This is a genomic window from Amycolatopsis sp. FBCC-B4732 (assembly GCF_023008405.1).
Lineage (GTDB): Bacteria > Actinomycetota > Actinomycetes > Mycobacteriales > Pseudonocardiaceae > Amycolatopsis > Amycolatopsis pretoriensis_A.
Map to the genome: position 1 here is coordinate 7,559,687 of NZ_CP095376.1, position 25,863 is coordinate 7,585,549.

The 25,863-nt window shown below is 70.5% G+C and carries 27 protein-coding genes and 4 tRNA genes; 13 read left to right on the forward strand and 18 right to left on the reverse strand.

All coding sequences use genetic code 11. The features are described from left to right. Positions 1 to 51: 51 nt before the first annotated feature. Both rplL and rplJ read right to left on the reverse strand, forming a co-directional pair. Positions 52 to 438 (reverse strand): 50S ribosomal protein L7/L12, encoded by a 387-nt coding sequence (gene rplL, locus MUY14_RS33565; protein WP_247015145.1) that lies wholly within the window; start codon positions 436 to 438, stop codon positions 52 to 54. 52 nt (positions 439 to 490) lie between these two features. Beyond that, on the reverse strand, positions 491 to 1,045 hold the full coding sequence (gene rplJ, locus MUY14_RS33570; RefSeq protein WP_247015147.1) for a 50S ribosomal protein L10: 555 nt from the start codon (positions 1,043 to 1,045) through the stop codon (positions 491 to 493). 277 nt (positions 1,046 to 1,322) lie between these two features. Between rplJ and MUY14_RS33575 the strand changes: the two genes are divergently transcribed. Further along, positions 1,323 to 2,225, forward strand: coding sequence for a hypothetical protein (locus MUY14_RS33575; protein ID WP_247015149.1), 903 nt, complete (start codon positions 1,323 to 1,325; stop codon positions 2,223 to 2,225). Between the two features lie 4 nt (positions 2,226 to 2,229). On the opposite strand, the gene MUY14_RS33580 is transcribed toward MUY14_RS33575, so the two are convergent. The 6 genes from MUY14_RS33580 to MUY14_RS33605 all read right to left on the reverse strand — a co-directional run bounded on the left by MUY14_RS33580 (position 2,230) and on the right by MUY14_RS33605 (position 5,832). Beyond that, positions 2,230 to 3,003, reverse strand: a complete 774-nt coding sequence (locus MUY14_RS33580; RefSeq protein WP_247015151.1) for an alpha/beta fold hydrolase — start codon at positions 3,001 to 3,003, stop codon at positions 2,230 to 2,232. A gap of 70 nt (positions 3,004 to 3,073) precedes the next feature. After that, positions 3,074 to 3,793 (reverse strand): 50S ribosomal protein L1, encoded by a 720-nt coding sequence (rplA, locus tag MUY14_RS33585; RefSeq protein WP_247015153.1) that lies wholly within the window; start codon positions 3,791 to 3,793, stop codon positions 3,074 to 3,076. A gap of 80 nt (positions 3,794 to 3,873) precedes the next feature. Then, positions 3,874 to 4,311 carry a 50S ribosomal protein L11 gene (gene rplK, locus MUY14_RS33590; RefSeq protein ID WP_003079266.1) on the reverse strand — a complete coding sequence of 146 codons (438 nt, stop codon included), beginning with the start codon at positions 4,309 to 4,311 and terminating at the stop codon, positions 3,874 to 3,876. Positions 4,312 to 4,386: 75 nt separating this feature from the next. Next, positions 4,387 to 5,229, reverse strand: a complete 843-nt coding sequence (nusG, locus tag MUY14_RS33595) for a transcription termination/antitermination protein NusG (protein ID WP_247015155.1) — start codon at positions 5,227 to 5,229, stop codon at positions 4,387 to 4,389. Between the two features lie 63 nt (positions 5,230 to 5,292). Then, entirely contained in the window at positions 5,293 to 5,733 is a 441-nt protein-coding gene (gene secE, locus MUY14_RS33600; protein ID WP_247015158.1) for a preprotein translocase subunit SecE, read from the reverse strand. Positions 5,734 to 5,759: 26 nt separating this feature from the next. Beyond that, positions 5,760 to 5,832 (reverse strand) — tRNA-Trp (locus MUY14_RS33605). Between the two features lie 206 nt (positions 5,833 to 6,038). Here MUY14_RS33605 and MUY14_RS33610 point away from each other — a divergent pair. The 4 genes from MUY14_RS33610 to MUY14_RS33625 all read left to right on the forward strand — a co-directional run bounded on the left by MUY14_RS33610 (position 6,039) and on the right by MUY14_RS33625 (position 9,277). Next, a complete protein-coding gene (locus MUY14_RS33610) occupies positions 6,039 to 6,968 on the forward strand; it encodes a TIGR03619 family F420-dependent LLM class oxidoreductase (protein ID WP_247015160.1) in 930 nt (309 codons plus the stop codon). A 64-nt stretch (positions 6,969 to 7,032) separates the two neighbouring features. After that, a complete protein-coding gene (locus tag MUY14_RS33615) occupies positions 7,033 to 7,383 on the forward strand; it encodes a GntR family transcriptional regulator (protein ID WP_247015162.1) in 351 nt (116 codons plus the stop codon). Next, complete coding sequence (locus tag MUY14_RS33620) at positions 7,380 to 8,336, forward strand: hypothetical protein (RefSeq protein ID WP_247015165.1); 957 nt, start codon at positions 7,380 to 7,382, stop codon at positions 8,334 to 8,336. Before MUY14_RS33615 ends, MUY14_RS33620 begins: the two co-directional genes overlap by 4 nt. Positions 8,337 to 8,371: 35 nt before the next feature. Then, positions 8,372 to 9,277: an SGNH/GDSL hydrolase family protein gene (locus MUY14_RS33625; protein ID WP_247015167.1), complete on the forward strand. Its 906-nt coding sequence runs from the start codon at positions 8,372 to 8,374 to the stop codon at positions 9,275 to 9,277. 26 nt (positions 9,278 to 9,303) lie between these two features. Here the strand turns inward: MUY14_RS33625 and MUY14_RS33630 are convergent, their stop codons facing one another. The 6 genes from MUY14_RS33630 to MUY14_RS33655 form a co-directional block, all read right to left on the reverse strand. Then, a complete protein-coding gene (locus MUY14_RS33630) occupies positions 9,304 to 9,702 on the reverse strand; it encodes a MaoC family dehydratase (RefSeq protein WP_247015169.1) in 399 nt (132 codons plus the stop codon). Further along, complete coding sequence (locus MUY14_RS33635) at positions 9,699 to 10,148, reverse strand: MaoC family dehydratase N-terminal domain-containing protein (RefSeq protein WP_247015171.1); 450 nt, start codon at positions 10,146 to 10,148, stop codon at positions 9,699 to 9,701. The genes MUY14_RS33630 and MUY14_RS33635 overlap by 4 nt, the downstream gene beginning before the upstream one ends. Before the next feature lie 78 nt (positions 10,149 to 10,226). Continuing rightward, a complete protein-coding gene (gene rpmG, locus MUY14_RS33640) occupies positions 10,227 to 10,391 on the reverse strand; it encodes a 50S ribosomal protein L33 (protein WP_005152047.1) in 165 nt (54 codons plus the stop codon). Positions 10,392 to 10,440: 49 nt separating this feature from the next. Then, positions 10,441 to 10,513: transfer RNA gene (locus tag MUY14_RS33645), tRNA-Met, on the reverse strand. Between the two features lie 50 nt (positions 10,514 to 10,563). After that, positions 10,564 to 10,636 (reverse strand) — tRNA-Thr (locus tag MUY14_RS33650). A gap of 80 nt (positions 10,637 to 10,716) precedes the next feature. Further along, positions 10,717 to 13,371 (reverse strand): bifunctional diguanylate cyclase/phosphodiesterase, encoded by a 2,655-nt coding sequence (locus MUY14_RS33655; protein WP_247015173.1) that lies wholly within the window; start codon positions 13,369 to 13,371, stop codon positions 10,717 to 10,719. A gap of 237 nt (positions 13,372 to 13,608) precedes the next feature. On the opposite strand from MUY14_RS33655, the gene MUY14_RS33660 reads away from it, so the two are divergent. The 3 genes from MUY14_RS33660 to lon all read left to right on the forward strand — a co-directional run bounded on the left by MUY14_RS33660 (position 13,609) and on the right by lon (position 18,140). Further along, positions 13,609 to 14,547 carry a GNAT family N-acetyltransferase gene (locus MUY14_RS33660; RefSeq protein ID WP_247015176.1) on the forward strand — a complete coding sequence of 313 codons (939 nt, stop codon included), beginning with the start codon at positions 13,609 to 13,611 and terminating at the stop codon, positions 14,545 to 14,547. A 70-nt stretch (positions 14,548 to 14,617) separates the two neighbouring features. Then, entirely contained in the window at positions 14,618 to 15,472 is an 855-nt protein-coding gene (locus MUY14_RS33665) for an SAM-dependent methyltransferase (protein ID WP_247015178.1), read from the forward strand. Between the two features lie 265 nt (positions 15,473 to 15,737). After that, on the forward strand, positions 15,738 to 18,140 hold the full coding sequence (gene lon / locus MUY14_RS33670; RefSeq protein ID WP_247015180.1) for an endopeptidase La: 2,403 nt from the start codon (positions 15,738 to 15,740) through the stop codon (positions 18,138 to 18,140). 70 nt (positions 18,141 to 18,210) lie between these two features. Here the strand turns inward: lon and MUY14_RS33675 are convergent, their stop codons facing one another. Continuing rightward, entirely contained in the window at positions 18,211 to 19,023 is an 813-nt protein-coding gene (locus MUY14_RS33675; RefSeq protein WP_247015182.1) for a class I SAM-dependent methyltransferase, read from the reverse strand. Between the two features lie 233 nt (positions 19,024 to 19,256). After that, positions 19,257 to 19,339, reverse strand: a tRNA-Tyr gene (locus MUY14_RS33680). 129 nt (positions 19,340 to 19,468) lie between these two features. Here MUY14_RS33680 and MUY14_RS33685 point away from each other — a divergent pair. Further along, positions 19,469 to 19,960: a YajQ family cyclic di-GMP-binding protein gene (locus MUY14_RS33685; RefSeq protein WP_247015184.1), complete on the forward strand. Its 492-nt coding sequence runs from the start codon at positions 19,469 to 19,471 to the stop codon at positions 19,958 to 19,960. A gap of 36 nt (positions 19,961 to 19,996) precedes the next feature. Here the strand turns inward: MUY14_RS33685 and MUY14_RS33690 are convergent, their stop codons facing one another. Beyond that, the gene (locus MUY14_RS33690) at positions 19,997 to 20,659 is read right to left on the reverse strand and encodes a hypothetical protein (RefSeq protein WP_247015186.1); all 663 of its coding nucleotides are present in this window, start codon (positions 20,657 to 20,659) and stop codon (positions 19,997 to 19,999) included. A gap of 198 nt (positions 20,660 to 20,857) precedes the next feature. Between MUY14_RS33690 and MUY14_RS33695 the strand changes: the two genes are divergently transcribed. Beyond that, positions 20,858 to 21,994: a sialidase family protein gene (locus MUY14_RS33695; RefSeq protein WP_247015188.1), complete on the forward strand. Its 1,137-nt coding sequence runs from the start codon at positions 20,858 to 20,860 to the stop codon at positions 21,992 to 21,994. Between the two features lie 75 nt (positions 21,995 to 22,069). Further along, positions 22,070 to 22,951: a glucose-1-phosphate thymidylyltransferase RfbA gene (gene rfbA / locus MUY14_RS33700; protein ID WP_247015191.1), complete on the forward strand. Its 882-nt coding sequence runs from the start codon at positions 22,070 to 22,072 to the stop codon at positions 22,949 to 22,951. Here rfbA and htpX read toward each other — a convergent pair. After that, positions 22,948 to 23,808 carry a zinc metalloprotease HtpX gene (gene htpX / locus MUY14_RS33705; protein WP_247015193.1) on the reverse strand — a complete coding sequence of 287 codons (861 nt, stop codon included), beginning with the start codon at positions 23,806 to 23,808 and terminating at the stop codon, positions 22,948 to 22,950. The two genes, rfbA and htpX, sit on opposite strands and share 4 nt — an antisense overlap. Before the next feature lie 132 nt (positions 23,809 to 23,940). Between htpX and MUY14_RS33710 the strand changes: the two genes are divergently transcribed. Both MUY14_RS33710 and MUY14_RS33715 read left to right on the forward strand, forming a co-directional pair. Further along, on the forward strand, positions 23,941 to 24,909 hold the full coding sequence (locus MUY14_RS33710) for a YncE family protein (RefSeq protein WP_247015195.1): 969 nt from the start codon (positions 23,941 to 23,943) through the stop codon (positions 24,907 to 24,909). Positions 24,910 to 24,949: 40 nt separating this feature from the next. Next, positions 24,950 to 25,825: an LLM class F420-dependent oxidoreductase gene (locus MUY14_RS33715; RefSeq protein ID WP_247015197.1), complete on the forward strand. Its 876-nt coding sequence runs from the start codon at positions 24,950 to 24,952 to the stop codon at positions 25,823 to 25,825. Positions 25,826 to 25,863 lie beyond the last annotated feature (38 nt).

The window sequence follows — 25,863 nt, forward strand, 5'->3', positions numbered from 1 at the left end:
TGGATGCCCGCCCCTTCTCGAGGTGGTGCTGAGGCGCTTGCGCGCCCGAGATCACTTGATGGAGATCTTGGCGCCCGCGGCCTCGAGCTTCTCCTTGGCGGCCTCGGCGGCCTCCTTGTCGACCTTCTCCAGGAGGGCCTTGGGAGCGGCCTCGACCAGCTCCTTGGCCTCCTTCAGGCCCAGACCGGAGACGACCTCGCGGACGACCTTGATGACCTGGATCTTCTTGTCGCCGGCGCCCTCGAGGACGACGTCGAACTCGTCCTGCTCCTCGACGGCGGCCGGGGCGGCACCGGCGGGGCCGGCGGCGGCGACGGCGACCGGCGCGGCGGCGGTGACGTCGAAGGTGTCCTCGAACTCCTTCACGAACTCGGACAGCTCGAGGAGGGTGAGCTCCTTGAAGGCGTCGATCAGCTCGGCGGTGCTCAGCTTCGCCATGATGGCTTCCTCTCAGAAAAACGAACTAAAAGCGTTCGGGGTGGGGGGTGGATCAGCTCTCGGCGGGTGCTTCGGCTGCTTCGGTACCGGCGGCGTTGCGCTGCTTCTCCTCCAGCGCGGCAGCCAGGCGGGCGACCTGGGACGCCGGCGCCTGGAACAGCGCGGCGGCCTGGGACAGCTTCGCCTTGAACGCGCCCGCCGCCTTGGCGAGCAGGACCTCACGGCTGTCGAGATCGGCGATCTTGTTGATCTCGTCCACGGACAGCGCTTTGCCGTCCATGTAGCCGCCCTTGATCACAAGCGCGTTGTTGTCCTTCGCGAAGTCGCGAAGCGCCTTGGCGGCGTCGACCGCTTCACCCTCGACGAAGGCGATGGCGGTGGCACCGACGAACAGGTCCTCGAGCCCCGTGACGCCCGCGTCTTCCGCGGCACGCTTGACGAGGGTGTTCTTCGCGACCCGGTACTTGGCACTGGTGCCGAGAGCGCGGCGCAGCTGGGACAGCTGGGACACGGAGAGGCCGGTGTACTGGGTAACGACGGTGGCCGAGCTGTTGCGGAAGCTCTCCGCGATCTCGGCGACGGCCGCCACCTTGTCGGGCTTCGCCATGGTCGCCTCCTCTCTTGGCTAGTGTTTCCACTGGCGTCGAGGAGCCCCCAAACGACGAAACGCCCTCGCGCAAGCAGTCGCGGGGCGTTCTTCCGGCACACGTGCCGGGGCCTCGTTCCTCCTGCGCGGGCCGCCCGGCGAGTTGCGGGACCTTCGTTCCCCACGGAAGCGGGGAAAACCAGCGGTCTTCGGTAGAACCACCGAGAAGAATACATTGTCAAGCCGACAAGCCTTCTCCGACCCCCACCTTCGCGGCGCCGTGGGGCATCATGGTCACGTGGCGGAGCAGCGCGATGACGGAAAGCCGGGCTCGGAACTCGAACCGGCGGGCTCGAACGCACCCACACCCCCGGGCGGCACCCCAGCGCTCCCACAGCCGTCGGGACAGCCGCCGGTTGATCCGGCGCAGCTGGAGCAGTTCCGCCAGTTCCAGCAGTTCCAGGACTACCTGAGGTTCACCCAGTCCCAGCAGGGCAACCAGCCGGCTCCTCCACCGGACGCCGGCGTGGTCCAGGCGCCGCCGTCCCAGCCTCCGGTGATCCCCCCGGGCTACCAGCTGGTCCCGGCCGAGCGCCGCCGCGCCCCGAGGTGGCTGAGCTGGCTCGGCAAGAAGGTCATCGCGTGGGTCTTGGCCTTGGTCATCCTCGGCGTCGCGGGAACGTGGTTGTACAACCACTTCTTCCCGAACGACTCGGGCAAGACGTCCGCCCAGCTCGCCCAGGAGGGCGGCGGGAAGTACCACACGAACCACGTGTTCTCGACGAACCCGTACGAGGCCGTGCGGTTCGTGTACCACAACATCGCCCAGGGCCGGGTCGCCGACGCTTGCGGCCGGTTCCAGAACGAGGGTCCGCGCGACATCCAGACGCAGTTCGCGCAGGACATCGCGCAGACGTTCCGCCAGAACGCCGCCCAGACCGACTGCAAGAAGGCCGTCGAATTCCTCGCCACCCAGGTGACGAACAAGAACGACTACGCCGAATCCCTGCCCTCGAGCGTCTCGGCGCCGCTGCCCGGCGACACCGTGACGATCGATTCCTGCACCTTCCCGGTCCAAGGGGGCCCGGCACTGGGCGTCTTCACGGTCTCGAAGGTCGACAAGGGGCAGTGGCTGATCACCGGTCACGCCATCGGGCCGGCGAAGTGCAGCGGAGTCCCGACGACGTCACCGACCCGCTGAGCTCCTAGCGCGGGTGCGGCGCCGACAGGAACGCCACCAGCGCCTCCGAGAACGCCGGGGACATCACCGCCGTCATGTGGTCGCCCGGGATGCGGACCAGGCGGGCCCCCGCGATCGCCGCCGCCAAGCGCTCCGGCTCCGCGGCCAGCTGGTCTTGGTCGCCCGCCAGGACCAGCGTCGGGACGCCGATCGCGGACAGGTCCAGGTGGCCCTCCTTCGACGCCAGTGCCACCGCCGCCAGTGCGCGGCGGTCGCCGCCGACCGCGTCCGCCAGCAGCCGGAACGGGACGCCCGATGGCGGGACCGTCGACGGGTCCTCCGCCAGCAGCGCCGAAGCGATGTCCGCCGGCTTCACCACGCGCAGGTCGACGCCGCCGAAGTCGACGATGCCCGAGCCGACGCCGCCCGTGGCCAGGCAGCGGATGCGCTTGTCCGCGGCCGTGGCCGTCAGGGCGATGATCGCGCCCATCGAGTAGCCGACCATCGAGACCTCGTCGAGGGCCAGTTCGTCCAGCAGGGCCGAGACGTCGCGGGCCATCGTGTCTTCGGTGTAGCAGGACTCGTCGTGCGGCTTCTCCGACCGGCCGTGGCCGCGCGCGTCCAGGGAGATCACCGTGAAACCGGCCGAGCGCAAAGCGGCGACCACGCCGGTGGAGATCCAGTTCGCGTTCGTGTCGGCCGCGAAGCCGTGTTGGAGCAGCACCGGGCGGTGGGCGCCGTCGCCCTCCCACACGGTGTAGTTCAACCGGAGGCCGTCGAACGACGCGAAAGTCGGCATGGCGTCCATCAGACACGAAGAAAGGGCGCCCCCGCAGTAAGCGGGGACGCCCTTTCTGGTGATCTCAGACTCAGACCGCAGCTTCCTCGGAAAGGAGGTTGCGGGTCCGCAGCGGGTCGACCGGGATGCCCGGGCCCATCGTCGTGGTGAAGGTGACCTTCTTGAGGTAGCGGCCCTTCGCCGAAGACGGCTTGGCGCGGAGGATCTCGTCCAGCGCGGCGGCGTAGTTCTCGACCAGCTTCTCCGTGTCGAAGGAAGCCTTGCCGATCACCAGGTGCAGGTTGGCCTGCTTGTCGACGCGGAAGTTGATCTTACCGCCCTTGATGTCCTTCACGGCCTTCTCGACCGCGGGGGTCACCGTGCCGGTCTTCGGGTTCGGCATCAGGCCACGCGGGCCGAGGATGCGGGCGATGCGGCCCACCTTGGCCATCTGGTCCGGCGTCGCGATCGCGGCGTCGAAGTCGAGCCAGCCACCCTGGATGCGCTCGATCAGTTCGTCGGTGCCGACCGCGTCCGCACCGGCGGCTTCGGCCTCGGCGGCCTTGTCGCCGACGGCGAAGACGATGACGCGGGCGGTCTTACCGGTGCCGTGCGGCAGGTTCACGGTGCCGCGGACCATCTGGTCGGCCTTGCGGGGGTCCACACCGAGACGCATCGCGACCTCGACGGTCGCGTCCATCTTGGTCTTGGAGGTCTCCTTCGCCAGCTTCGCAGCCTCGAGCGGCGCGTAGAAACGCGACTTGTCGATCAGCTCCGCAGCCTGGCGGTAAGCCTTGCTGTGCTTGGTCATGCTTCTGTCCCTAACTTCGAAAACGGATCAGTGTGGTGACGAGCCAGCACTAGGCTCTCCCACGGGTAACGCTGCAGACGTCAGGCGTCGACGACCGTGATGCCCATCGACCGGGCAGTACCGGCGATGATCTTCGCGGCCTGGTCGATGTCGTGGGCGTTGAGGTCGGTCTCCTTGGTCTTGGCGATCTCGCGGACCTGGTCCCAAGTGACCTTGGCGACCTTGGTCTTGTGCGGCTCGCCGGAGCCCTTCTCGACACCAGCGGCCTTGAGCAGCAGGCGCGCGGCCGGCGGCGTCTTCAGCTTGAAGTCGAACGACCGGTCTTCGTAGACGGAGATCTCGACCGGGACGACGTCCCCGCGCTGCGACTCGGTCGCGGCGTTGTAGGCCTTGCAGAACTCCATGATGTTGACGCCGTGCTGACCCAGCGCCGGGCCGACCGGCGGCGCGGGGTTGGCCGCACCCGCCTTGATCTGCAGCTTGATGATCGCCGCAAGCTTCTTCTTCTTGGGTGGCATTTCTTTTCCTGTCCTGTACTACGTTCCCCGCGTACCTGCCGTGGACGCGGGGACTGCGGCCGAGAAGGCCGGCCGTCAGATCTTGGAGACCTGCGTGAACGACAGCTCGACCGGGGTCTCCCGGCCGAAGATCGACACCAGGACCTTCAGCTTCTGCCCGTCGACGTTGACCTCGGAAATCGTCGCCGGCAGCGTCGCGAACGGGCCGTCCATGACCGTGACCGACTCGCCGATCTCGAAGTCGACCTCGACGGCCGGAGCGCCCAGCGGCGCGGACGCGGCGGAGTCACCCTTGCTGGCCTTGGCCGGGGCTTCGCTCTCGACCTTCGGGGCGAGGAACTTCAGGACCTCGTCCACGGTCAGCGGCGACGGCCGCGAGGTCGCGCCGACGAACCCGGTGACGCCCGGGGTGTTGCGCACCGCGCTCCACGAGGCGTCGTTCAGGTCCATCCGGACCAGGATGTAGCCGGGCAGCACCTTGCGCTGCACCTGCTTGCGCTGGCCGTTCTTGATCTCGGTGACCTCTTCGGTCGGAACCTCGATCTGGAAGATGTAGTCCTCGACGTCCAGGGTCTGGGTCCGGGTCTCGAGGTTGGTCTTCACCTTGTTCTCGTAACCGGCGTACGAGTGCACGACGTACCACTCGCCGGGCGCGGCGAGGAGCTCGGAACGCAGCTTGGCGACCGGGTCCTCGTCGTCGGCCTCGGGCTCGGCGGCCTCGTCGGTCACGTCGTCGTCGTCGGCGGCGGCGGCCTCGTCGGAAGCGCCGTCGTCATCGGAAGCGGCTTCGTCGACCTCGTCGGACACCTCGACGGGCTCCAGGTGCTCGGACTCCTCGTCACCGAGTGCCGCGTGCACCTGCTCGTCGGAAAGCTCGGTCAGGTCGTGACCGGCTGATGTGCCGTTGTCGGAGGTCACGTTCCGTCCTCTCAGTTGATCATTCCGGGTCGGTCGGGCCGGCCCGCGCGGCACGGCGGCGGGTCAGCCGAAGATCGCGCCGATGCCCTTCTTGAACGCGAAGTCCAAGACGCTCACCAGGGCCACCATGAACACCACGAAGACCAGCACGACCGCGGTGTAAGTGACCATCTGCTTGCGGTTGGGCCAGATGACCTTGCGCAGCTCCGCCCACACCTCACGGATGAAGCGCACCAGCCGCGCGAACACGGAGGCCTTCTTCGCCTTCTGGTCCCGCTTGGGAGTCGGCGCGCCCTTGGCGTCGGGGGCGGACTTCTCCCCCGACTTCCCGGCCGGGCGGGTCTTGTCGTCCGCACGTGCCGCGGACTTGCCCGCCGGACGAGCGGTCGCACGGCGCTCACGCCGGGCGGCAGCTGTGACGGGACGGGACGGGTTCTCGGGCTTCTGCCCGCTTCCGTCCTGCTCCTGCTCGCCGCCGCTGGCGTCGCTGTCGCTCACGACCACTCCTCCGCTCCACCAGTTCCGTTACGCAGGGGTGACAGGACTTGAACCTGCAACCTGCGGTTTTGGAGACCGCTGCTCTGCCAATTGAGCTACACCCCTGTGGAGCCCCGATCGCTCGGGGCCCCGGAGGACGCATTCCAGCATCCCCACCATCCAGGCGGGGATGACCGTAGTGCGTTCCAAGTCCCGAAGTCTACGGCAAGCCTCACGAGAGCCCGCAACCGCGCCCCCCGATCGACCGCCGAACCCCGGTCGGCCTGCGGAACACTCCCCGCCGGCGACGTGATCATGCCAGGATGTCCGCCATGACGGACACCCCCGGTCGGATGGTGGTGGCCGGGATGCGCCTCGGGCTCGCGCTGCCCCAGTACGGCGCCCTCGCCGACCCCGCTGCCGTCGCGCGCTTCGCGACCGCCGCGGAGGACCTCGGCTACGGGTCGCTCTGGGTCGGCGACCGGATCCTGACGCCGCGGGAGCCGTCGGACCTCTACCCGGGCGGCGGGACGCCGGAGCACCCGTACCCGGAAGAGTTCGAGACCTTCGCCGACCCGTTCACGACGCTGGCCACCGCGGCCGCCGTGACCCGGACGGCCCGCCTCGGGATGAGCGCGCTGACCGGCCCGGTCTATTCCCCGGTTCTGCTCGCCAGGGCCCTGACCTCGCTCGACCTGGCCAGCTCGGGACGGCTGGACGTCGGCTTCGGGCTGGGCTGGCTGCGCGAGGAGTACTTCGCGACCGGGGTCCCGTGGGCGGGCCGGGGCAAGCGGCTCGAAGCGGTCCTCGACGCGCTGGAGGCGTTGTGGACCGGCGACCCGGTGGCGCACGAAGGCCCGCAGTGGCGGATCGCGCCGTCGACGGTGGGCCTGCGGCCGGCGCAGGAACCGCGGCCGCCGGTGCTGCTCGGCGGGTTCTCCCCGCCGGCGCTGACCCGGGTCGGGCGCCGCGCGGACGGCTGGCTGGCCGGGTGGATGCCGAAGCAGTACCTCGACGGCCTCTGGTCGGTCGCCCGCGAAGCCGCCGAGCAGGCCGGTCGTGACCCGGACGCGCTGCGCCGGGTGCTGCGGATCAACCCGAGACAGGGCACCGGCGTCGAAACGGTCGCCGACGTCCTCCCCTGCCTCGACGTGGCCGCCGAGCTGGGCATCTCCGAGGTGCTCGTCGACCTGCACTACGTCGCGCGGGACGTCGACCACGCCCTGGAGCTGGCCGGGGACCTCATCGCCAAGGCAGGCTGAGCGCCCAGCGAAAGTGTGACGCAAGTCTCTCTTCAGCTGTAATAGTTCTATTATAGTTAGAACTATGTTGGTCCGGATCGATCCCAGCTCCACCGAGCCGATCTTCGAGCAGGTGGCGGCGTCGCTGCGCCGCTCGCTGGGCGACGGCAGCCCCGCGCCCGGGGAGCAGCTGCCGCCCGCGCGGGAGCTGGCGGCGTCGCTGGAGATCAACGTCCACACCGTGCTGCGGGCGTACGCGCTGCTGCGCGACGAGGGCCTGATCGACCTGCGGCGACGCCGGGGCGCGGTCGTGCTCGGCGGCGCGTCGTCGCGGGCCCGGCTCGCCGAGCTGGCCGGGGAACTGGTCCGCGAGGCCAAGCGCGCGGGCGTCGGCCTGGACGAACTCACCGGGGTGCTGAAGGAGAAGTACACATGACCAAGCTGATCCGGGTCCTGCTCGCCACCGCCGTGCCGCCGGGCGCCGCGCTCGCCGTCACCGGCGTCCTCGCCGACGCCTGGGCGGACCGCCTGCCCGACCCCCTCGCGACGCACTGGAACGGCGGGCCGAACGGCTCCACCCCGTTCACGGTGTTCGTCACCGCGTGCCTGGCGCTCGGCGCGGTCGCCGTCGTCCTCCTGGCGACGTCGGGGGTCACCGCGCTGCGCCGGGGCCGGCCGCTGCCCCGCCTGACCGTCGGCGTGGGCGCCGCGTTCGCCGCGCTGCCGTCCGCGGTGCTGCTTTCCGTGCTCGTCTCGAACCTCGACGCGCCGGACTGGCTCGCGGCGGGCACCGGCGCCACCGTGGTGTTCTTCATGCTGGGCGCGGCCGTCCTCGGCGCGGTCGCGGCGGTCGTGGGCGGCCCGCCGTCGCCGGTCCGCGAAGAGTCGGCCCACCGGCCGAGCGTCGGGCTCGAACCGGGTCAGCGCGCGTTCTGGTCGGGCCGGGCGGCGAACCCGGCGATGCTCTGGGCGCTGCTCCTGGTCCCCGTCGCGATCGGCCTCCTGCCGGCCGGGCTCCCCTGGCCGACGGCCGCCTGGATCGCGTTCGTCGGCGCCGCGGTCACCGCGCTGACGTACCGGCTCAAGGCGACCGTGGACGCCAAGGGCGTGACGATCCGCTTCGGCCTCCTCGGCTTCCCCTGGCGGCACCTGAAGCTGGCGAGCATCCGCGAGGCGACGGCGCGCGACCTGGCGACGTTCGGCGACGGCGGCCTCGGCCTGCGCTTCAACCCGGTGACCGGCACGACGGCGTACAAGGTGCGCGGCGGCCCCGCGCTGGCGTTGTCGCTGGAGAACGGCCGGAGCGTGCTGGTCAGCGTGGACGACCCGGAGACCGGCGCCGGGCTGGTGAACGACCTGATCGCGCGGCGGATCACCCGGATTGGCTAGCTCGCCGGGCGCACTCCTTCGGTAGAAACGAAGAAGTGGCGAAGAAAAGCGGTGGGGGCGGCTGTCTCGTCGTCGTACTCGTACTCGCACTACTCGGCTTCGGGTACTACAAGTGGCAGCACGGCTCGTCCTCGGCACCACCGGACGGCGCGGACACCGGCGGCGGTTCGGGCCGCTACGTGGCGCTGGGCGACTCGTACACGTCGTCGCCGCGCACCGGGCGGCAGGCGGGCACCCCGGCGGGCTGCGAGCGCTCGGACGACAACTACCCGCACGTGGTCTCGGCGAAGCTGAAGCCGGCCCAGTTCGCCGACGTCAGCTGCGGCGGCGCGACGACCGCGCACCTGACGGCCCCGCAGAAGACGGGCAACGGCACGAACCCGGCGCAGCTGGACGCGGTCACGAAGGACACGACGCTGGTGACGATCGGCATCGGCGGCAACGACGTCGGCTTCTTCGCGTACGCGGCGGGCTGCGCGACGGCGCACTCGACGGCGTCGCCGTGCAAGGACAAGCTGACCGCGGGCGGCCACGACCAGCTCGCCGAGCGGATCGACGCGGCCGCCCCGAAGGTCGGCGCGATCCTGGACCGCATCCACACGAAGGCCCCGAAGGCGAAGGTCGTGGTGGTCGGCTACCCGACGGTCCTCCCGGACGGCGACGGCTGCTGGCCGATCCTCCCCTTCGGCCGCGGCGACATCGCGTACTTCCGCGAGGAGCTGGGCAAGCTGAACAAGATGCTCGAGGACCAGGCGGACGCCCACCGCGCGGGCTACGCGGACACGGCGACCCCGGGCAAGGGCCACGACGTCTGCTCGGCGTCGGACACGCGGTGGGTGGAGGGCCTGCTGCCCGCCTCGCCGGCCGCCCCGCTGCACCCGAACGCGAGGGGTGAGCAGGGCATGGCCGACGCGGTGCTGTCGGTGCTGAAGCTGCCTTAGCCGGTCGACCGGCGGGCGGCGGAGGCTCAGGTGCGGACGAGCGCCTGGGGCTTCCCGAGCACCGTCTTGCCGTCGAACTTCACCACGAGGTCGATCCGCGCCGTGCCGTCGTCCTTGACGTCGCCGACCTTGCCCGTGATCTCCACCAGGGCGCCCTCCGGCGTGTTCGGGACGACCACCGGGCGGGTGAAGCGGGCGCTGAAGTCGACCAGGCGGCCCGGGTCGCCGAGCCAGTCCGTCACCACGCGGCCGGCCACCGCCATCGTCAGCATGCCGTGGGCGATGACGTCCGGGAGGCCGACGTCCTTCGCGAACGCCTCGTTCCAGTGGATCGGGTTGAAGTCGAGCGCCGCGCCGGCGTAGCGAACCAGCTGTTCACGGGTGATCCGGACCTCGAGGGCGGGCAGTTCGTCGCCGGTGTTCACGCGTCCTCCCCCCGCACCACGAGCTGGGCGCGCGTGGTGGCGATGTGCGCGCCGTCGCCGTCGGTGATTTCGGCGCGCAGGTTGATGAAGTCGTTGCCGGCCCGGGCCATGATCCGGTCGATGTGGGTCGTCAGCAGCAGCGTGTCGCCGGCGTGGGCCGGGCGGCTGTAGGTGAACTGCTGGTCGCCGTGGACCATCCGCGAGTAGTCGAGGCCGAGCTCGGGATCCGTGACGATCGAGTTGATCGACGCGAGGTTGATGATCGTGAGGAACGTCGGGGGCGCGACGACGTCCGGGTGGCCGGCCGCGCGGGCCGCCTCCGGGTCGCGGTAGAGCGGGTTGGCGTCGCCGATCGCGTCGGCGAACTCCCGGATCTTCTCCCGGCTCACTTCGTAGCTGGTCTGCGGCGGGTAGACCCGCCCGGTGAACGACTCGTCCAAAGGCACGCCGGCCAGGCTACCAACAGCAAAGAGCCGCCCAGGTGGTCCTGGGCGGCTCTTCGAAGCTGGTGTGAACGCGCTACGTCAGCGGGTTTCCTTGTGCGTCCGGTGCGTACCGCAGTTCGGGCAGAACTTCTTCATCTCCAGGCGATCCGGGTTGTTGCGCCGGTTCTTCTTGGTGATGTAGTTGCGGTGCTTGCACTCTTCGCACGCCAGCGTGATCTTGGGTCGCACGTCGGTGGCAGCCACAGCGTTTCCTTCTCTCTCAGGTCCGGGGGCCAGCCCCGTCGTTACCGCGTAGCGGTGGCCGGACTTGAACCGGCGACACAGCGATTATGAGCCGCTTGCTCTGCCAACTGAGCTACACCGCCCTTACATGACCCAAGCCGCGACACGCAGGCGTGACGCGGCTGAGGTCGTGAGCCCCTTTACGGAATCGAACCGTAGACCTTCTCCTTACCATGGAGACGCTCTGCCGACTGAGCTAAAGGGGCCTGGCCTCTCGCGAGGACTTGGAAAGGTTAGCAAGCCCCGTCACCCGGCCGTGCAACCGGGGTCGATTAACCCGAAAACCTCAGGTCAGCAGGGTCAGCACGGTCTCCGAGTGCCGCCCCGGCGAGCGCGCGGTGCGGGCCTGCAGCCACGCCTCCAGGCGGTCTTCCGGCAGCGGCCGCGAGATCAGGTAGCCCTGCGCGACGTCGCAGCCCATCGCCTCCAGCTGGTCGCGGGCGACGTCCTCCTCGACGCCTTCCGCCACCACCGTGAGCCCGAGCGAATGGCCGAGCTCGACGATCGAGCGGACCACCGCGAGGTCGCCGAGGTCGGTGCCCATGCCGAGGACGAAGCTCTTGTCGATCTTGACCTGGTCGACCGGCAGCTGCCGCAGGTAGGCCAGCGACGAGTAGCCCGTGCCGAAGTCGTCCACCGCCAGCACGATGCCCAGCGAGTGCAGCTCGCGCAGGATCGGCAGTGCCTTCTGCGGGTCGGACATCACCCCGGACTCGGTCAGCTCGAACGTCAGCAGCTCCGGCGGGATGCCGTGGTGCTCCAGCTCGCGGGCGACCTTGTCCGGGAAGTCCTCGTCGGCCAGGTTCCGCACCGACAGGTTCACCGCGACCGAGATCCGCAGGCCTTCGTCGAGCCACTTGCGGCAGCGCTTGAGCGCCTCGCCGAGCACGAACGACGTCAGCACGCCGATCAGGCCGGCCGCCTCGATGGCCGGGACGAACTCGTCCGGGCCGAGCCTGCCGAACTCCGGGTGCACCCAGCGGACGAGCGCCTCGACGCCGGCCACCTGCCGGTTCGGCAGGGTGATCTTCGGCTGGTAGTGGACGCTGACCTGGCCGTCCTCGAGTGACTGCCGGAACTGCGTGACCATCTGGAAGCGGCGCAGGAAGATCTGGCCCATGCTCGGCACGTAGCCGCGGACCTCTTCGCCGCCCTTCGTGGCGCGAACGGCGACGTCGGCGCGCTGCAGCAGGCCTTCGATGTCGACGACGTCGCCCGACTCCTCGGGGGTCGTCGTCGCGTAGCCGATCATCGCGTTCGCCTCGACCGAGAGCCGGTCCACCGGGTACGGCGCGGAAAGCCCTTCGCGCAGCCGTTCCGCGGCGTCGTGGGCCTCCTCCGGCGGGCAGCCGACGAGCAGGGCCGCGAAGGACGCGCCTTCCAGCCGGGCGAGCGGGACGTCGGGGCCGAGCGCGTCGCGGATGCGGCGGGCGGCGGCGATGACCATCCGGTCGGCCCACGCGTAGCCGAGCGCGTCGCTGACCGTGGAGAAGACGTCGAGGTCGATGCGCAGCACCACGGCGTGCGCGTAGTCCCGCAGCGGTTCCTTCGCCACCTGCCGGAAGCCCAGCCGGTTGAGGTGCCCGGTGAGCGGGTCGTGGTAGGCGTCGTGGCGCAGCGTCGCCAGCAGCCGCCGGTTGTCCAGCGACGTCGCGAGGTGGCTGGCCATCGTGCCGAGCAGCTGGACGTCGTACTTGCCGAACCCGCGCCAGCGCGAGAGCCGGTCGTGCGCCTCGACGACGCCGAGCAGCTGGTTCGCGCTGCGCAGCGGGACGACGAGCGCCTCCTGCGCGCCGCGGTCGAGCAGCGCCGCGCGGACGTCGGGGTTGGCCTCGGTGATCCGGAAGTGCCGGACGTGCGCGCCGGGCAGCCGCAGCAGCGGGTCGTCGGCGGCGGGGTCGGCGGGCGGCAGGTCGTCGCCCGCGACGACGACCCGCAGCGGGTCCTTCGCCTCGAGCCGCAGCCGGAGCACGACGCGGCCCGCGGCGAGCTGGTCCTTGATGCGCTCGGCGATCGTCGCCCACTCGCGGACGTCGACGCCGCCGACGAGCTCGTCGGCGCGGCCGGCCGGGCGGGCCGCGGCCAGCTGGCCCGAACGGGCGACCATCAGGCTGACGTCGGAGAGCGCTTCCATGTCCCGCTGCTCCCGCAGCAGGTCCGAATAGGCCCAGTACAACGCGGTCAGGCCGAGGAAGACGGCGAGCACCAGCGGCCACGCCTTGGGCGTGTTCGAAATGACGAGGTAGCCGGAGAGGCCGACGGACGCGTTGACGAACCCGACGACCAGGATCCGCGCGGTCAGCCGGACGGCGGTGCTGACCCGCATCCGGCGCCGCAGCACGCGGACCGCGGCCAGCGCGAGCAGCGTGCTCACCAGCGGCGCGGTCAGGGTGCCCGCCAGCGCGGCCACCCACGGGAACTTGTCGCCGCCACCCGCGCCGACGGCGTACTTGACCAGTCCGGCGACGGCGAACGCGCCGGTGATCTCGAGCAGGAACGCGCCCGCGTTGTAGAGGACGCGGCCGGAGACCTTCCGCGCGAGCAGCGTGCCGATGCCGGCGACCAGGTGCGCGGCCAGCACGACTTCGAACGGCGCGACGAAGAACCCGATGACGAGCGGGATCTCGGTGAAGGAGATGGTCCACGAGATGCCGCTGCGGACGTCGACGTTGATGCCGAGCTGTTCGGCGAGCAGGAACGCGACCGCGAGGACCGGCCCGATCCAGAGCAGCTTGCTGTCCCAGTGGAACGGTTGCCACGAGCCGACGGCGAACGCGGCGACGAGCCCGAGGCTCAGCACCGCGAAGGTGTACACGCGGAAGCGGCGTTCGTCCGTGCGGGCTTCGGCGGAGGCGGCGGGTTGGGGTGGTGTCCCGGAAGCGGCTCCCGGCCCGGGCTGCGCCTGCGCGACGGCGTCGCCGTGGGCGTTGGTGTCCGGCATCCGACCTTCCCTCCCAGCTTGTCCACCGGTGTTGATCCGTGACTTCGGGTGTGGACAAGGGCCATACCGTACCCCGTAGGGCGTACCCGTGTCCCTTTCGAGACAGTAGGAGATCACCCCAGGGTTAACAATGCCTCGAACGCGCTGACCTGCGTGGACCAAGGGGTGAAACATCGGGTGGCGAACCAGGGGTCGGTCCTCTGCGCACGACGTCCCGGGTAGCGCTTCAATGAACCCATGCACAGCGACGTGATAGCCACCGAACACGCGGCCCGGCTCGCGGCGGTGGATCCCCTGCTCCCCGGTTCCTCTCCCTTCGAAGCGGCCGAAAGCGCGGTGGTGCTGGAGGTCGCGACCGCCGGCTCGGCCGCTTCCGGCCTCGCCTCGCGCATCCAGGTCGACCAGGACGCGCCGAACGCGCCGTGGCGGGCGCTGACCGAGCACCGGCTCGACCTCCAGCTCGCCGGCCCGCAGCCGGCGGCCGCCCTCGACGCCCTCCTCACCCGATGGGATGAACATCTGCGCGCGGTCGCCGAGCGCGGCGACACCGAGACCGCGGCGATCGTGCCGCGCGCGAGCCGGGACGCCGCCGGCACGCGGGAAATGCTGCACCACGGGTTCGCCCCGCTGCGGGTGGTCGCGGTCCGCCCGGCGGACCGGATGATCCCGGCCGGCCCGCGCGGCACGCCCGGCGTCAAGATCCGCCGCGCCGAGCCCGGCGACCTCGAAACCGCCGTCGAGCTGGGCTTGGAGCTGCACACCTTCGACGCGCAGTACGGCACGGTCAACTTCCGCAAGGGCATCGAGGACATCATGGCCAAGGACCTGGCCGAGCAGCTGGCCCGGCCGGAGCCGCCGCTGTGGATCGCCGAGCTGTACGGCCGTCCGCTCGGCATGGTCAACGTCCAGCACCCCGGCGAGACCGGCTGGATCAGCGACCGCGTCAAAGCGTCCCGCGTCGGCTACCTCTCTTCGCTGGCCGTCGCGGAGACGGCGCGGTCGTCCGGTGTCGGCACCGCGCTGGCCACGCACGCCCACCACGTCCTGGACGAAGAAGGCGCCGACGTCGTCCTCCTGCACCACGCGGCGGCGAACCCGCTGTCGACGCCGTTCTGGTACGCGCAGGGCTACCGACCGCTGTGGACGTACTGGCAGCGCCGGCCGGCCGTTCGCTGAACGACTGGCGGCTTACCCCGGCCGGCCGGTCCTTATAGGCTGGTCCCGCGAGGAGCGAGGGGAGCCGGGAGTGAGCGACCAGCGGGATTCGGCGCCGAGAGCGCCCGAGGGCGTCGACACCGAGAAGCCGTCCGCGGCCCGGATCTACGACTGGTACCTGGGCGGCACCCAGAACTGGGCCGTGGACCGCGAGTTCGGCAGGCGCATGGAGCAGCAGTGGCCGCTGGTGCGCCCGGGCTCGAAGCAGAACCGCGAGTTCATGAACCGCGCGGTCCGGGCGGCCCTGCGCGCGGGGATCCGCCAGTTCATCGACCTCGGCTCCGGCGTCCCGACGGCGGGCAACGTGCACGAGGTCGTCGAGGCCGAGCTGCCCGACGAGCACGACGCGAAGGTGGTGTACGTCGACTACGAGCCGGTCGCGGTCGCGCACGCGACGCTGATCCTCGAAGAGGAGGCCGCGACCGACTGGGCCGGCATCGTCCAGGCGGACATGCGGGACGCGAAGGCCGTCCTGCGCGCCGAGGAGACGAAGCGGCTCATCGACTTTTCGCAGCCGGTCTGCCTGATGATGATGGCGGTGCTGCACTTCGTCGGCCCGGACGACGACCCCGAAGGCATCCTGGCGGCGTACCGCGACAAGCTCGCGCCGGGCAGCTGGCTGGCGATTTCCCAGATGAGCGAGGGCGACGGCACAGGCCCGCACCTGGACGGGCTGCGCTGGTTCGTCGAGCAGTACCGCAAGACGAGCAACCCGGTGTGGCTGCGCGACCGCGACGAGATCGAGCCGCTGTTCGGCGACTGGCCGCTGCTCGAGCCGGGCATCGTGCACCTGCCGGACTGGCGGCCGGACCGGAAGCTGAACGCGCTGGAGGCGGAAGCGCGTCCGTTCGCTTGGTGCGGCATCGCGGCCCGACCGGGCGCCTGACCTGCAGCCGCGCCGATCGCCCCGCCGCGGTACTCGCTGATCGACTGGGCCGAGCCGGCGTGGCCGCGTCCGGCGGTCGAGCTCGTGCCCTGAATTCGACGACCAGCCGCTGCCGTCGCCGGAGATCACGGCGTTGCCGGGTTGGCGGCCCGACCAACCCCCTGACCTGCACTTTCCCTGATCGCTGTGGGCGAACGCACCATCGGAAACAAACACACCCATCGGAGAGTTGAGCTAGGCAGACTCAACTAACCGAGGAGTGCACATGTCCGACACCCGCCTCCTGCCCGTGCTCCCGCTCGATGACGACGTCGTGCTGCCGGGCATGGTCGTCCCGCTCGACCTCACCGACACCGAGACGCGGGCCGCGGTGGAGTCCGCCCAGGCGAACACCCCGAGCCAGGCTTCCTTCCCCGGCATCCGGTCGACCGGCGCCACCAAGGCCGAGGTCCTCATCGTCCCGCGCGTCCACGGCGAGTACGCCGAGTTCGGCACCGTCGCCACGGTCGAGCGCATCGGCCGCGTGCCCGGTGGCAAGGCCGCCGTGCTGCTGCGCGGCACGTCCCGCGCGCTCGTCGGCCGGATCGCCGACGGCCCCGGCGCCGCCCGCTGGGTGCACGCCGAGGACGCCCCCGAAACCACGAACGACCGGACCGCGCCGCTCGCGGCCGAGTACAAGGCCGTCGTCATCTCGATCCTCCAGCAGCGCGGCGGCTGGCAGCTGATCGACGCCGTCCAGCAGGTCGAAGACGGCTCCGCGATCGCCGACCTGTCCGGCAACGCGCCGTACCTCGACACCGACCAGAAGCTCGAGCTGCTGACCACGCTCGACGTCAGCGCACGCCTGGAGAAGGCGCTCGAGTGGAGCAAGGAGCACCTGGCCGAGCTCGAGGTCACCGACACGATCCGCAAGGACGTCGCCGAGGGCATGGAGAAGCAGCAGAAGGAATTCCTGCTGCGCCGCCAGCTCGAAGCGATCCGCAAGGAGCTCGGCGAGCTCGACGGCACCGCTGACGAGACGGACTACCGCGCCCGCGTCGAAGGCGCTGAGCTGCCGGACGCCGTCAAGAAGGCCGCGCTGGCCGAAGTGGACAAGCTGGACCGCACGTCCGAGCAGTCCCCCGAAGGCGGCTGGATCCGCACCTGGCTGGACACCGTCCTGGAGCTGCCCTGGACCGAGCGCACCGAGGACGTCTACGACATCGCGGCCGCGCGGGCGGTGCTCGACGCCGACCACGCCGGTCTCGACGACGTCAAGGAACGCATCATCGAGTACTTGGCCGTGCGCAAGCGCCGCGCGGAATCGGGCCTCGCCCCGGTCGGCGGACGGCGTTCCGGCGCGGTGCTCGCCCTCGCGGGCCCTCCCGGGGTCGGCAAGACGTCGCTGGGTGAGTCCGTCGCGAAGGCCATGGGCCGCAAGTTCGTCCGCGTCGCGCTGGGCGGCATCCGCGACGAGGCGGAGATCCGCGGGCACCGCCGCACGTACGTCGGCGCGCTGCCCGGCCGGATCGTCCGCGCCATCAAGGAAGCCGGCTCGATGAACCCGGTCGTGCTGCTCGACGAGATCGACAAGGTGGGCGCCGACTACCGCGGCGACCCGACCGCGGCGCTGCTCGAAGTGCTGGACCCGGAGCAGAACCACACGTTCCGCGACCACTACCTCGAGGTCGAGCTGGACCTGTCCGACGTCGTGTTCCTGGCGACGGCCAACGCGCTCGAGACCATCCCCGGCCCGCTGCTGGACCGCATGGAGCTCGTCACGCTGGACGGCTACACCGAGCACGAGAAGGTCACCATCGCCCGCGACCACCTGCTCCCCCGCGAGCTGGAGCGCGCCGGCCTGGGCACCGCCGACGTGGTGCTGACCGATGCCGCGTTCAGCCGGATCGCCACCGAGTACACCCGCGAGGCGGGCGTGCGCAACGCGAACCGGACCATCGCGAAGGTGCTGCGGAAGATCACGACCAAGGTCGCGCTGGACGAGGTTTCGCTGCCGCTGACGGTGGACGCGCCCGATCTGGACACCTACCTCGGCCGTCCGCGGCACATCCCGGAGTCGTCGCTGCCGGCCTCGACCCAGCGCACGGCGACCCCGGGCGTGGCGACCGGCCTGGCGGTGACCGGCGCCGGCGGTGACGTCCTCTACATCGAGGCGTCGCTGGCCGACGAGGAGTCCGGCGCGTCCGGGCTGCAGCTGACCGGCCAGCTCGGCGACGTGATGAAGGAGTCGGTGCAGATCGCGCTGTCCTACCTTCGTTCGCACGGCGCGGAGCTGGAGCTGCCGGTGGGCGACCTGAAGAAGCGCGGCATCCACGTGCACGTCCCGGCGGGCGCGGTCCCGAAGGACGGGCCGTCGGCGGGCGTCACGATGACGACGGCGCTGGCGTCGCTGCTCTCGGGCCGTGTGGTCCGCGCCGACGTGGCGATGACCGGTGAGGTGTCGCTGACCGGCCGGGTGCTCCCGATCGGCGGCGTCAAGCAGAAGCTGCTGGCCGCGCACCGGGCGGGGATGAAGACGGTGATCATCCCGCAGCGCAACGAGCCGGACCTCGACGACGTCCCGGCCGAGGTGCTGTCCCAGCTGGACGTCCACGCGGTGGCGAACGTCCGCGAGGTCCTCGACCTCGCACTGACCCCGGCGTCCGCGCCGGTTCCCCAGGCGGCGTAACCCCGAGCGCCGCCACCCGACGAACGGCCGGTTTCCCCTTCCCCCGGGGAAACCGGCCGTTCGCGTGCGGTCAGAGCCGCCGGGCGGCGATCAGGTACCCGGTGCCGAGCCGTCCGGCGGCGGCGCCGCGGCCGACCGTCCTCTCCGGACGGTCAGGCGGACGCCGCACGAGGCGGTCGAGCGGCGGCACCAGCGCGGTCACGTCGTAGTACAGCGTGTCCTCGGGTTGCAGCCCGGCGCGCCACAGCTCGTGGCGCAGCCGCCGCGGCGCGTAAGCCTTGATGCCGGTGCGCCGCGCCCCGTGCCGGCGCGGGAAGTGGAAGGCTTCTTCGAGCCCGCCGAGCACGCGGCGCGCCGGCCAGTACAGCCCCCATTCGACGAGCCGGTAGGGACTGCGCGGGTTGAGCATGGTGACGACGGCGAGCCCGCCGGGCCGGACCACCCGCGCGATTTCGTGCAACGCCGGCCCGATGTCCACGTATTCGAGCACGCCCATGGCGAGCGCGATGTCGAAAGCGCCGTCCGCGAACGGCATTTCCCCGATGTCGCCGACGGCGAATTCCGCTTCTTTCCCGGCCCGTTCCCGGGCCGCGTCGACCATGGCGGCGGACCGGTCGCACCCGGTGACGGCGAAGTCCCCCGGCCGCCCGTCGAGCAGGTGCCGCACCATCATCCCCGGCCCGCACCCGACGTCGAGCAGCGCGCCACCGCACCGCCTTTCGAGCACCCGGTCCACGGCGTGCAGCCGGGACCGGTGGTACCGCGCGGTCGGCCCCGGCCCGGAGTAGCCGTCGGCGTAGTCGTCGACGAGCCGGGCATCGGCGTACTGGACCCGCACGAGCTGCTCGCGCGTCGGGCGTTCGAGCATCCCGGGTACCGGCATGTGCACCTCCATTGTCGACCCCTGCCCCCTGCGGTGGTCGGGCGGGTCACGGGCGCCGTTACCGATTCACGGAAGTATTTCGAAATGCGAGCGAAAGGGGGAACGAATCTTCACCCGTTGCGCGGCAGAATGCCCGCCGAATCGCGCGGACTCGGTATTCTTCGGCAATTCGCACAATCGCGGCATAGCAGACGAACCCGTGACCGAGCGGTCACGGGGTCGTCGTCATGGGGTGGCGGGTGAGGGATTCGAACCCCCGTAGGCGTAAGCCAACTGGTTTACAGCCAGTCCCCTTTGGCCACTCGGGTAACCCGCCAAGGCCGGGCGAACCGGCCGGGGAGAAGCTTACCCAACGGATCCGGACGGGGGTCAACCGGGATACCCGTGGCCCGGTGGGGGCTAGGCTGGGTGGCCCCTGACAAGCGAGTACGAGGTGTGAGGACACGTGGCGGATCCCTCTTTCGACGTCGTGAGCAAGGTCGACCGCCAGGAGGTGGACAACGCGCTCAACCAGGCGAGCAAGGAGCTCGGAACGCGGTTCGACTTCCGCGGCACGGGCACGACGATCAACTGGTCCGGCGAGGAGGCGATCGCGATCGAGTCCGAGACCGAGGAGCGCGCCCTGGCCGCGGTCGAGGTCTTCAAGGAGAAGCTGATCAAGCGCAGCATCTCCCTGAAGGCGTTCGAAGCGGACGAGCCGGCCCTCTCGGGCAAGATCTACAAGATCGGCGGCAAGATCCTCCAGGGCATCGCTTCGGACAAGGCGAAGCAGATCGCGAAGTTCATCCGCGACGAAGGCCCGAAGGGCGTCCAGGCCCAGATCCAGGGCGACCAGCTGCGGGTTTCGGGTAAGAAGAAAGACCAGCTGCAGGACGTGATCGCGTTGCTGAAGGGCAAGGACTTCGAGATCGCGCTGCAGTTCACGAACTACCGCTGACGTCACCGCGGGCACCCGGCGTCACCGGGTGCCCGCTCAGGACGGCGTCAGCGTCCAGCTCGCCTCGTACCCCGACACCTTCAGGTACCCCGGCCCCCGCACATCCCGCTCCACCTGCACGTCACCGATCTGGTTCAGCAGCAGGTCGCGGAACTCCCCCGCGTTGATCCACAGCGCGATGTTCCCCCGCGTCTTGGCCGTGAACCGCACCTTCGACACCCCGGCCGGCAGGCGCAACACGGCCTCGCCCTTGCCCTTCGACTCCTGCCCCGCCACCGCCGACGGCAGGCTGCGGAAATCGGAGATCGTCGCCGTCCACGCGGCGTTCGCGTGCACCGTCACCCGCTTCGTCGGCCGGCCCTCGTACGTGTTCAGCCACGTCGTGCCCTTGTACGCGCCGATCGCGTTGACCAGGCCGTGCTCGCCGCCGTCCGAGTCGATGATCACGTTCGACGAGCACTTCGGGCAGTCGAACGTGAAGAAGCCCATCTGGTCGGCCGGCCAGCTGGTCTCGAACTCGCCGCTGCCCTTGCCCGTGTGCGTCTCCGCCGGCACTTCACGAGGTGCCGGGGGCGCGGTCGACGTCGGCATCTGCACGGAGCCGCCGGACGACGCCTCCTCGATCGTCCCGTAGCCGACACCGGGCGTGCACCCCGCCGCCAGGACCAGGACGAGCACGCCGAACAGCCGTAGTTTCATCGTTCCCCCTCGGGGCCACCACCGGCCCCCCGTGAACTTTCGACGGCCCCCACCTCCGCGTTACCGTCACGGGCCGCGACTCGGTCACCCGATGGCGCACAGCAAACCCCCCGAACGCGCTAATGAGCCGTGTGACTGTCCACGGCGGACCCGATCAGCGTGTTGTAATCGCGCGATCACCGCGTGGAGAGGGTCCGGATGCGCCGCTTTCTCGTCTTCGTGCTGCCGCTGACGCTCATCGCGACGCTGCTCACCCCCGCGAGCGCCGCCGAGCGCCGTCAGCTCGTGCCCGGCTACGGCTCCTACGCCCGGCTCATCCGGCTCGACCACTCCGTCATCGGCCGCGGGCGCATCATCGCCACGCTGACCAGCGAAGACGCCGGCGGCAAGTTCACCCCGGTGCTGGAGAGCACCGACGAGGGCGAGTCCTTCCACGAGATCGGCGAGATCCACGACCCCGACGGCCGCTACGGCATGTGCTGCGGCACCGTCTACGAGCTGCCGCAACGCGTCGGCAAGCTCCGCGCCGGCACGCTGCTGTGGGCCGCGTCCTACCGGCAGGACGCCGGGCCGCAGCGCCGCGTCGGGATCCGGATCTGGGCCAGCAAGGACGGCGGCCGGGCGTGGAGCTTCCTGTCCGAAGCCGCGCGGTCGCACAACATCGACGGCATCTGGGAGCCCGAGTTCACCGTCGACGCCGGCGGCACGCTCTGGCTGCACTACGCCGACGAGACGCAGGCGCCGAAGTACGCGCAGGTGCTCAACCGGGTCGCTTCGACCGACGGCGTGACCTGGGGCACCAAGCAGCTCACCCTGGCGATCCCGCCGGACCGCGTCCGGCCCGGCATGCCGATCATCCGGCGGCTGCCCGACGGCCGCTTCTACTTCGCCTACGAGATCTGCAACTACCGCGACCGCTACTGCGACCCGTACTTCAAGATCTCGGCCGACGGCGCCAACTGGGGCAGCCCCACCGACCCGGGCACCCGGGTGAACACCGCCAACGGCAACTACTTCCAGCACGCGCAGACGATCACGCTGTTCCCCGGCGGCCCGAACGGTGTGCGGATCGTCATGGTCGGGCAGATCTACACCAACGCCAAGGGCCAGCCGCAGCCGAACAACGGCCAGGTCCTGCTGGCGAACGACGACTTCGGCAGCGGTCACTGGTACGAGCTGCCCGCCCCCGTGCACATCACCGGTATCTACAACAACTTCTGCCCCAACTACTCCTCGACGCTGCTGCCGGTCGACGACGGCCGGAACGTGCTGGAGGTCGCCACCGAGTACAACCTGGGCTGCAAGGCCTACTTCGGCAAAGGACCGGCCTTCTAGCGCTTCTCGATCGGCCGGTCCGGCCCAGCCCGTAGGGTGGGGACCCAGTCGTGGCCGAGGAGAGGGAGGCAGTTCATGAAGGGCATCGTGCTGGCCGGAGGCAGCGGGACCCGCCTGCACCCGATCACCCAGGCGGTGTCGAAGCAGCTGCTGCCGGTCTACGACAAGCCGATGGTCTACTACCCGATCTCGGTGCTGATGCTGGCCGGGATCCGCGAGATCCTGATCATCTCCACCCCCACCGACCTGCCGATGTTCCGCCGGCTGCTGGGCAGCGGCGACCAGTTCGGCGTCTCGTTCTCCTACGCCGAGCAGCCCAGCCCGAACGGGCTGGCCGAGGCGTTCGTGATCGGCGCGGACTTCATCGGCGGCGACGACGTGGCGCTCGTGCTCGGCGACAACATCTTCTACGGGCAGGGCTTCTCCAGCCGCCTGCAGCAGGCCGTGCGCGAGCTCGACGGCTGCGTCCTGTTCGGCTACCCGGTGAAGGACCCCGAGCGCTACGGCGTCGGCGAGGTCGGCCCGGACGGGAAACTGCGCACGATCGAAGAAAAGCCCGCGAAGCCGCGCTCGAACAAGGCGATCACCGGGCTGTACTTCTACGAAAACGACGTCGTCGACATCGCGCGCTCGCTCAAGCCGTCGAAGCGCGGCGAGCTGGAGATCACCGACGTCAACCTGACCTACCTGCGGCAGGACCGGGCGACGCTGGTCGAGCTCAGCCGCGGGTTCGCCTGGCTCGACACCGGCACGCACGACTCGCTGCTCGAAGCCGGCCAGTTCGTGCAGGTGCTGGAACACCGGACCGGCGTGCGCATCGCGTGCCTGGAGGAGATCGCGCTGCGGATGGGCTTCATCGACGCCGACGAGTGCTACGCGCTGGGCGCGAAGCTCGCGAAGTCCGGCTACGGCGACTACGTGAAGGCGGTCGCCGTCGCGGCGGGAGCGTCGGCCTAGAGCCCGCCCGGCCCGCGGCGCGCCATCTCCTCGAGCCGCCGGATCCGGTCGGCGATCGGCGGGTGGGTCGAGAACAGCTTGCTCAGGCCCTCGCCGGGGCGGAACGGGTTCGCGATCATCAGGTGCGACTGCGACACCAGCTGCGGCTCGGCCACCAGCGGCCGCGCCCGCGTGCCCGCGTCGAGCTTCCGCAGCGCCGAGGCCAGGCCCAGCGGGTCGCCGGTGAGTTCCGCGCCGGACGCGTCGGCCTGATACTCCCGCGACCGGCTGACGCCCATCCGGATGACGGCGGCCGCGATGGGGCCGACGAAGATCAGCATCAGGCTGACCAGCGGGCTGCCGTCGCGGTTGTTGCCGCCGAAGAACAGCGCGATGTTCGCGAGCACGCTGATCACGCTGGCCAGCGCGCCGGCGACGCACGAGATCAGGATGTCGCGGTTGTAGACGTGGGACAGCTCGTGCCCGAGCACGGCCCGCAGCTCGCGCTCGTCGAGCAGGTCGAGGATGCCGGTGGTGCAGCAGACGGCCGCGTGGCGCGGGCTGCGGCCGGTCGCGAACGCGTTCGGCGCGACGGTCGGGCTCAGGTAGAGCTGCGGCATCGGCTGGCGGGCGACGTGCGCGAGCTCGCGCACGATCCGGTACATCGCCGGCTGCTCGACCTCGGACACCGGCCGCGCCCGCATCGCGCGCAACGCCATCTTGTCCGAGTTGAAGTAGGCGAACGCGTTCATCCCGAGCGCGATGAGCAGGCCGATGACCAGGGCGCCGCGGCCGAAGAGCCCGCTGATCGCGATGATGATCGCCGACAGCAGGCCGAGCAGCAACGCCGTCTTGAGTCCGTTCTGGTGCCCGTGCACGCGCTCGCCTCCGTCCGCTCTGGAAGTGGGTTACCCACTGGAAACAACGCGATCGGGGGACGCGAAGTTCCTTCACGTGAGCATCGCGCGAGTTACGCTCGAGGGGCGAGTCGATCAAGAGCGGAGGCGTCGATGCGAGGTCGCCAGCTGGGCCGACGGACCCTGTTCGCCCTGGTCACCGCGGGTGCCGGGGCCCTGGTCCTGCCCGGGGTGGCGCGCGCGGAGGAGGTCCGGTCGATCGACGTCGGCGGGTCGCCGGCCGGGGTGGCGGTGAATCCCGTCACGGGGCTCGCCTACGTCGCGGATCCCGAGGCCGGGGCCGTGTCCGTCATCGACCCGGCGAGCGCCGCGGTGGTCGCGCGGGTCCACGTCGGCGGCGAGCCGGGTGACGTCGCCGTGGACGCCAAGGCCGGCCGGATCTACGTCGCGAACCCGCCGGCGGGCACCGTGGTGGTGCTCGACGCCCGCACGCACGACCTGGTGAGCGTGATCGGCGCGGGGACGGGTGCGTCCGCGCTGGCGGTGGACGAGCAGGCCGACCGCGTCTACGCGGCCAGCGGCGGCACCGGCTCGCTCGCGGTGCTCGACGGCGTCAGCTGCACGCTGGCGGCGCTGGTGCCGGGCCCGAAGCCGAGCCTCGCCGGCATCGCCGTCGACCCCGGCCGCAAGCTGGCCTACTGCGCCAGCACCGCGACGGACTCGGTCGAGGTGTTTTCCATCGACAGCGGGAAGTTCGTGGCGAGCGTGCCGGTCGGCGCGCGCCCGACGGCCGTCGCGGTGCACGCGGCGAGCGGCACGGTGTACGTCGCCAACTCCGGCATCCACCACATGTCCATTGTGGACGCCGCAACGCACACCGAGCGCAAGACCGTGTTGCTGCGCAGCGAATCCTCGGCGCTGGCAGTGCACCAGGGCACGAACACGGTGTACACCAACGGCGGCCAGAACGGCCTCAGCCGCGTCGACGGCGCGAGCGGCACACTGACCGGCGAGCTGTCGCTGGGCGTCAACCCCGGCGACGTCGCGGTCGACCAGCGCACGCGCGCGGTGTGGGTCACCGATCCCCTGAACGGGCGGGTTTCGATCGTCCGCGATTTCTGAGCCCCCAGCTGGGGCAACTCCAGGTATACGGTCGGGAAGCATGAAACTCGGACTGCAGATCCCCGACTTCACCTGGCCGAACGGGGCGTCCGCGCTGGGCGCCGAACTGGCCGCCGTCGTCCGCACCGCCGACAACGCGGGCTTCGACTCCATCGCCGTGATGGACCACTTCTTCCAGATCGGCGGGGTCGGCCCCGTCGAAAACGACATGCTCGAGGCGTACACGACCCTCGGCTTCATCGCGGCGCACACCGAGCGCGCCAAGCTGCTGACCGTCGTCACCGGCGTCCTCTACCGCCACCCGGGCCTGCTGGCCAAGGCGATCACGACGCTCGACGTCCTGTCGGGCGGCCGCGCGATCCTCGGCATCGGCGCGGGCTGGAACGAGGACGAGTCCCGCGGCCTCGGCTTCCCGTTCCCGCCGGTCGCGGAACGCTTCGAGCTGCTGGAGGAGAACCTCCAGTACGTGCTGCAGATGTGGGCGGACGGCGACGAGCCGTTCAAGAGCAAGCACTTCGACGCGACGAGGCTGTTGAACGTCCCGCAGGCCCTCTCCGACCCGCGCCCCCCGATCATGATCGGCGGCGGCGGCGAGAAGAAGACGCTGCGGCTGGTCGCGAAGTACGCCGACCAGTGCAACCTGTTCAACAGCCCGGAGCTGGAGCACAAGCTCGACGTCCTCAAGCAGCACTGCGAAAACGAGGGCCGCGACTACGACTCGATCACCAAGACCGTCTACCACATCCTCGACATCGGCGAGGACGGCTCGAAGTCCGGCGAGCTGCTGACCGAGCTGGAGCGCCTGCACGGGCTGGGCATCGACGTGGCCCTGGGCATGGTCCCGCACGTCCACGACCCGGCGGTGCTGGAGAAGTTCGGCACCGAGGTGATCCCGGCCGCGGAGAAAATCGGCTGAGCAATTCCCGCTCGGCAATTTGCCGGAGCCCTCTGCGC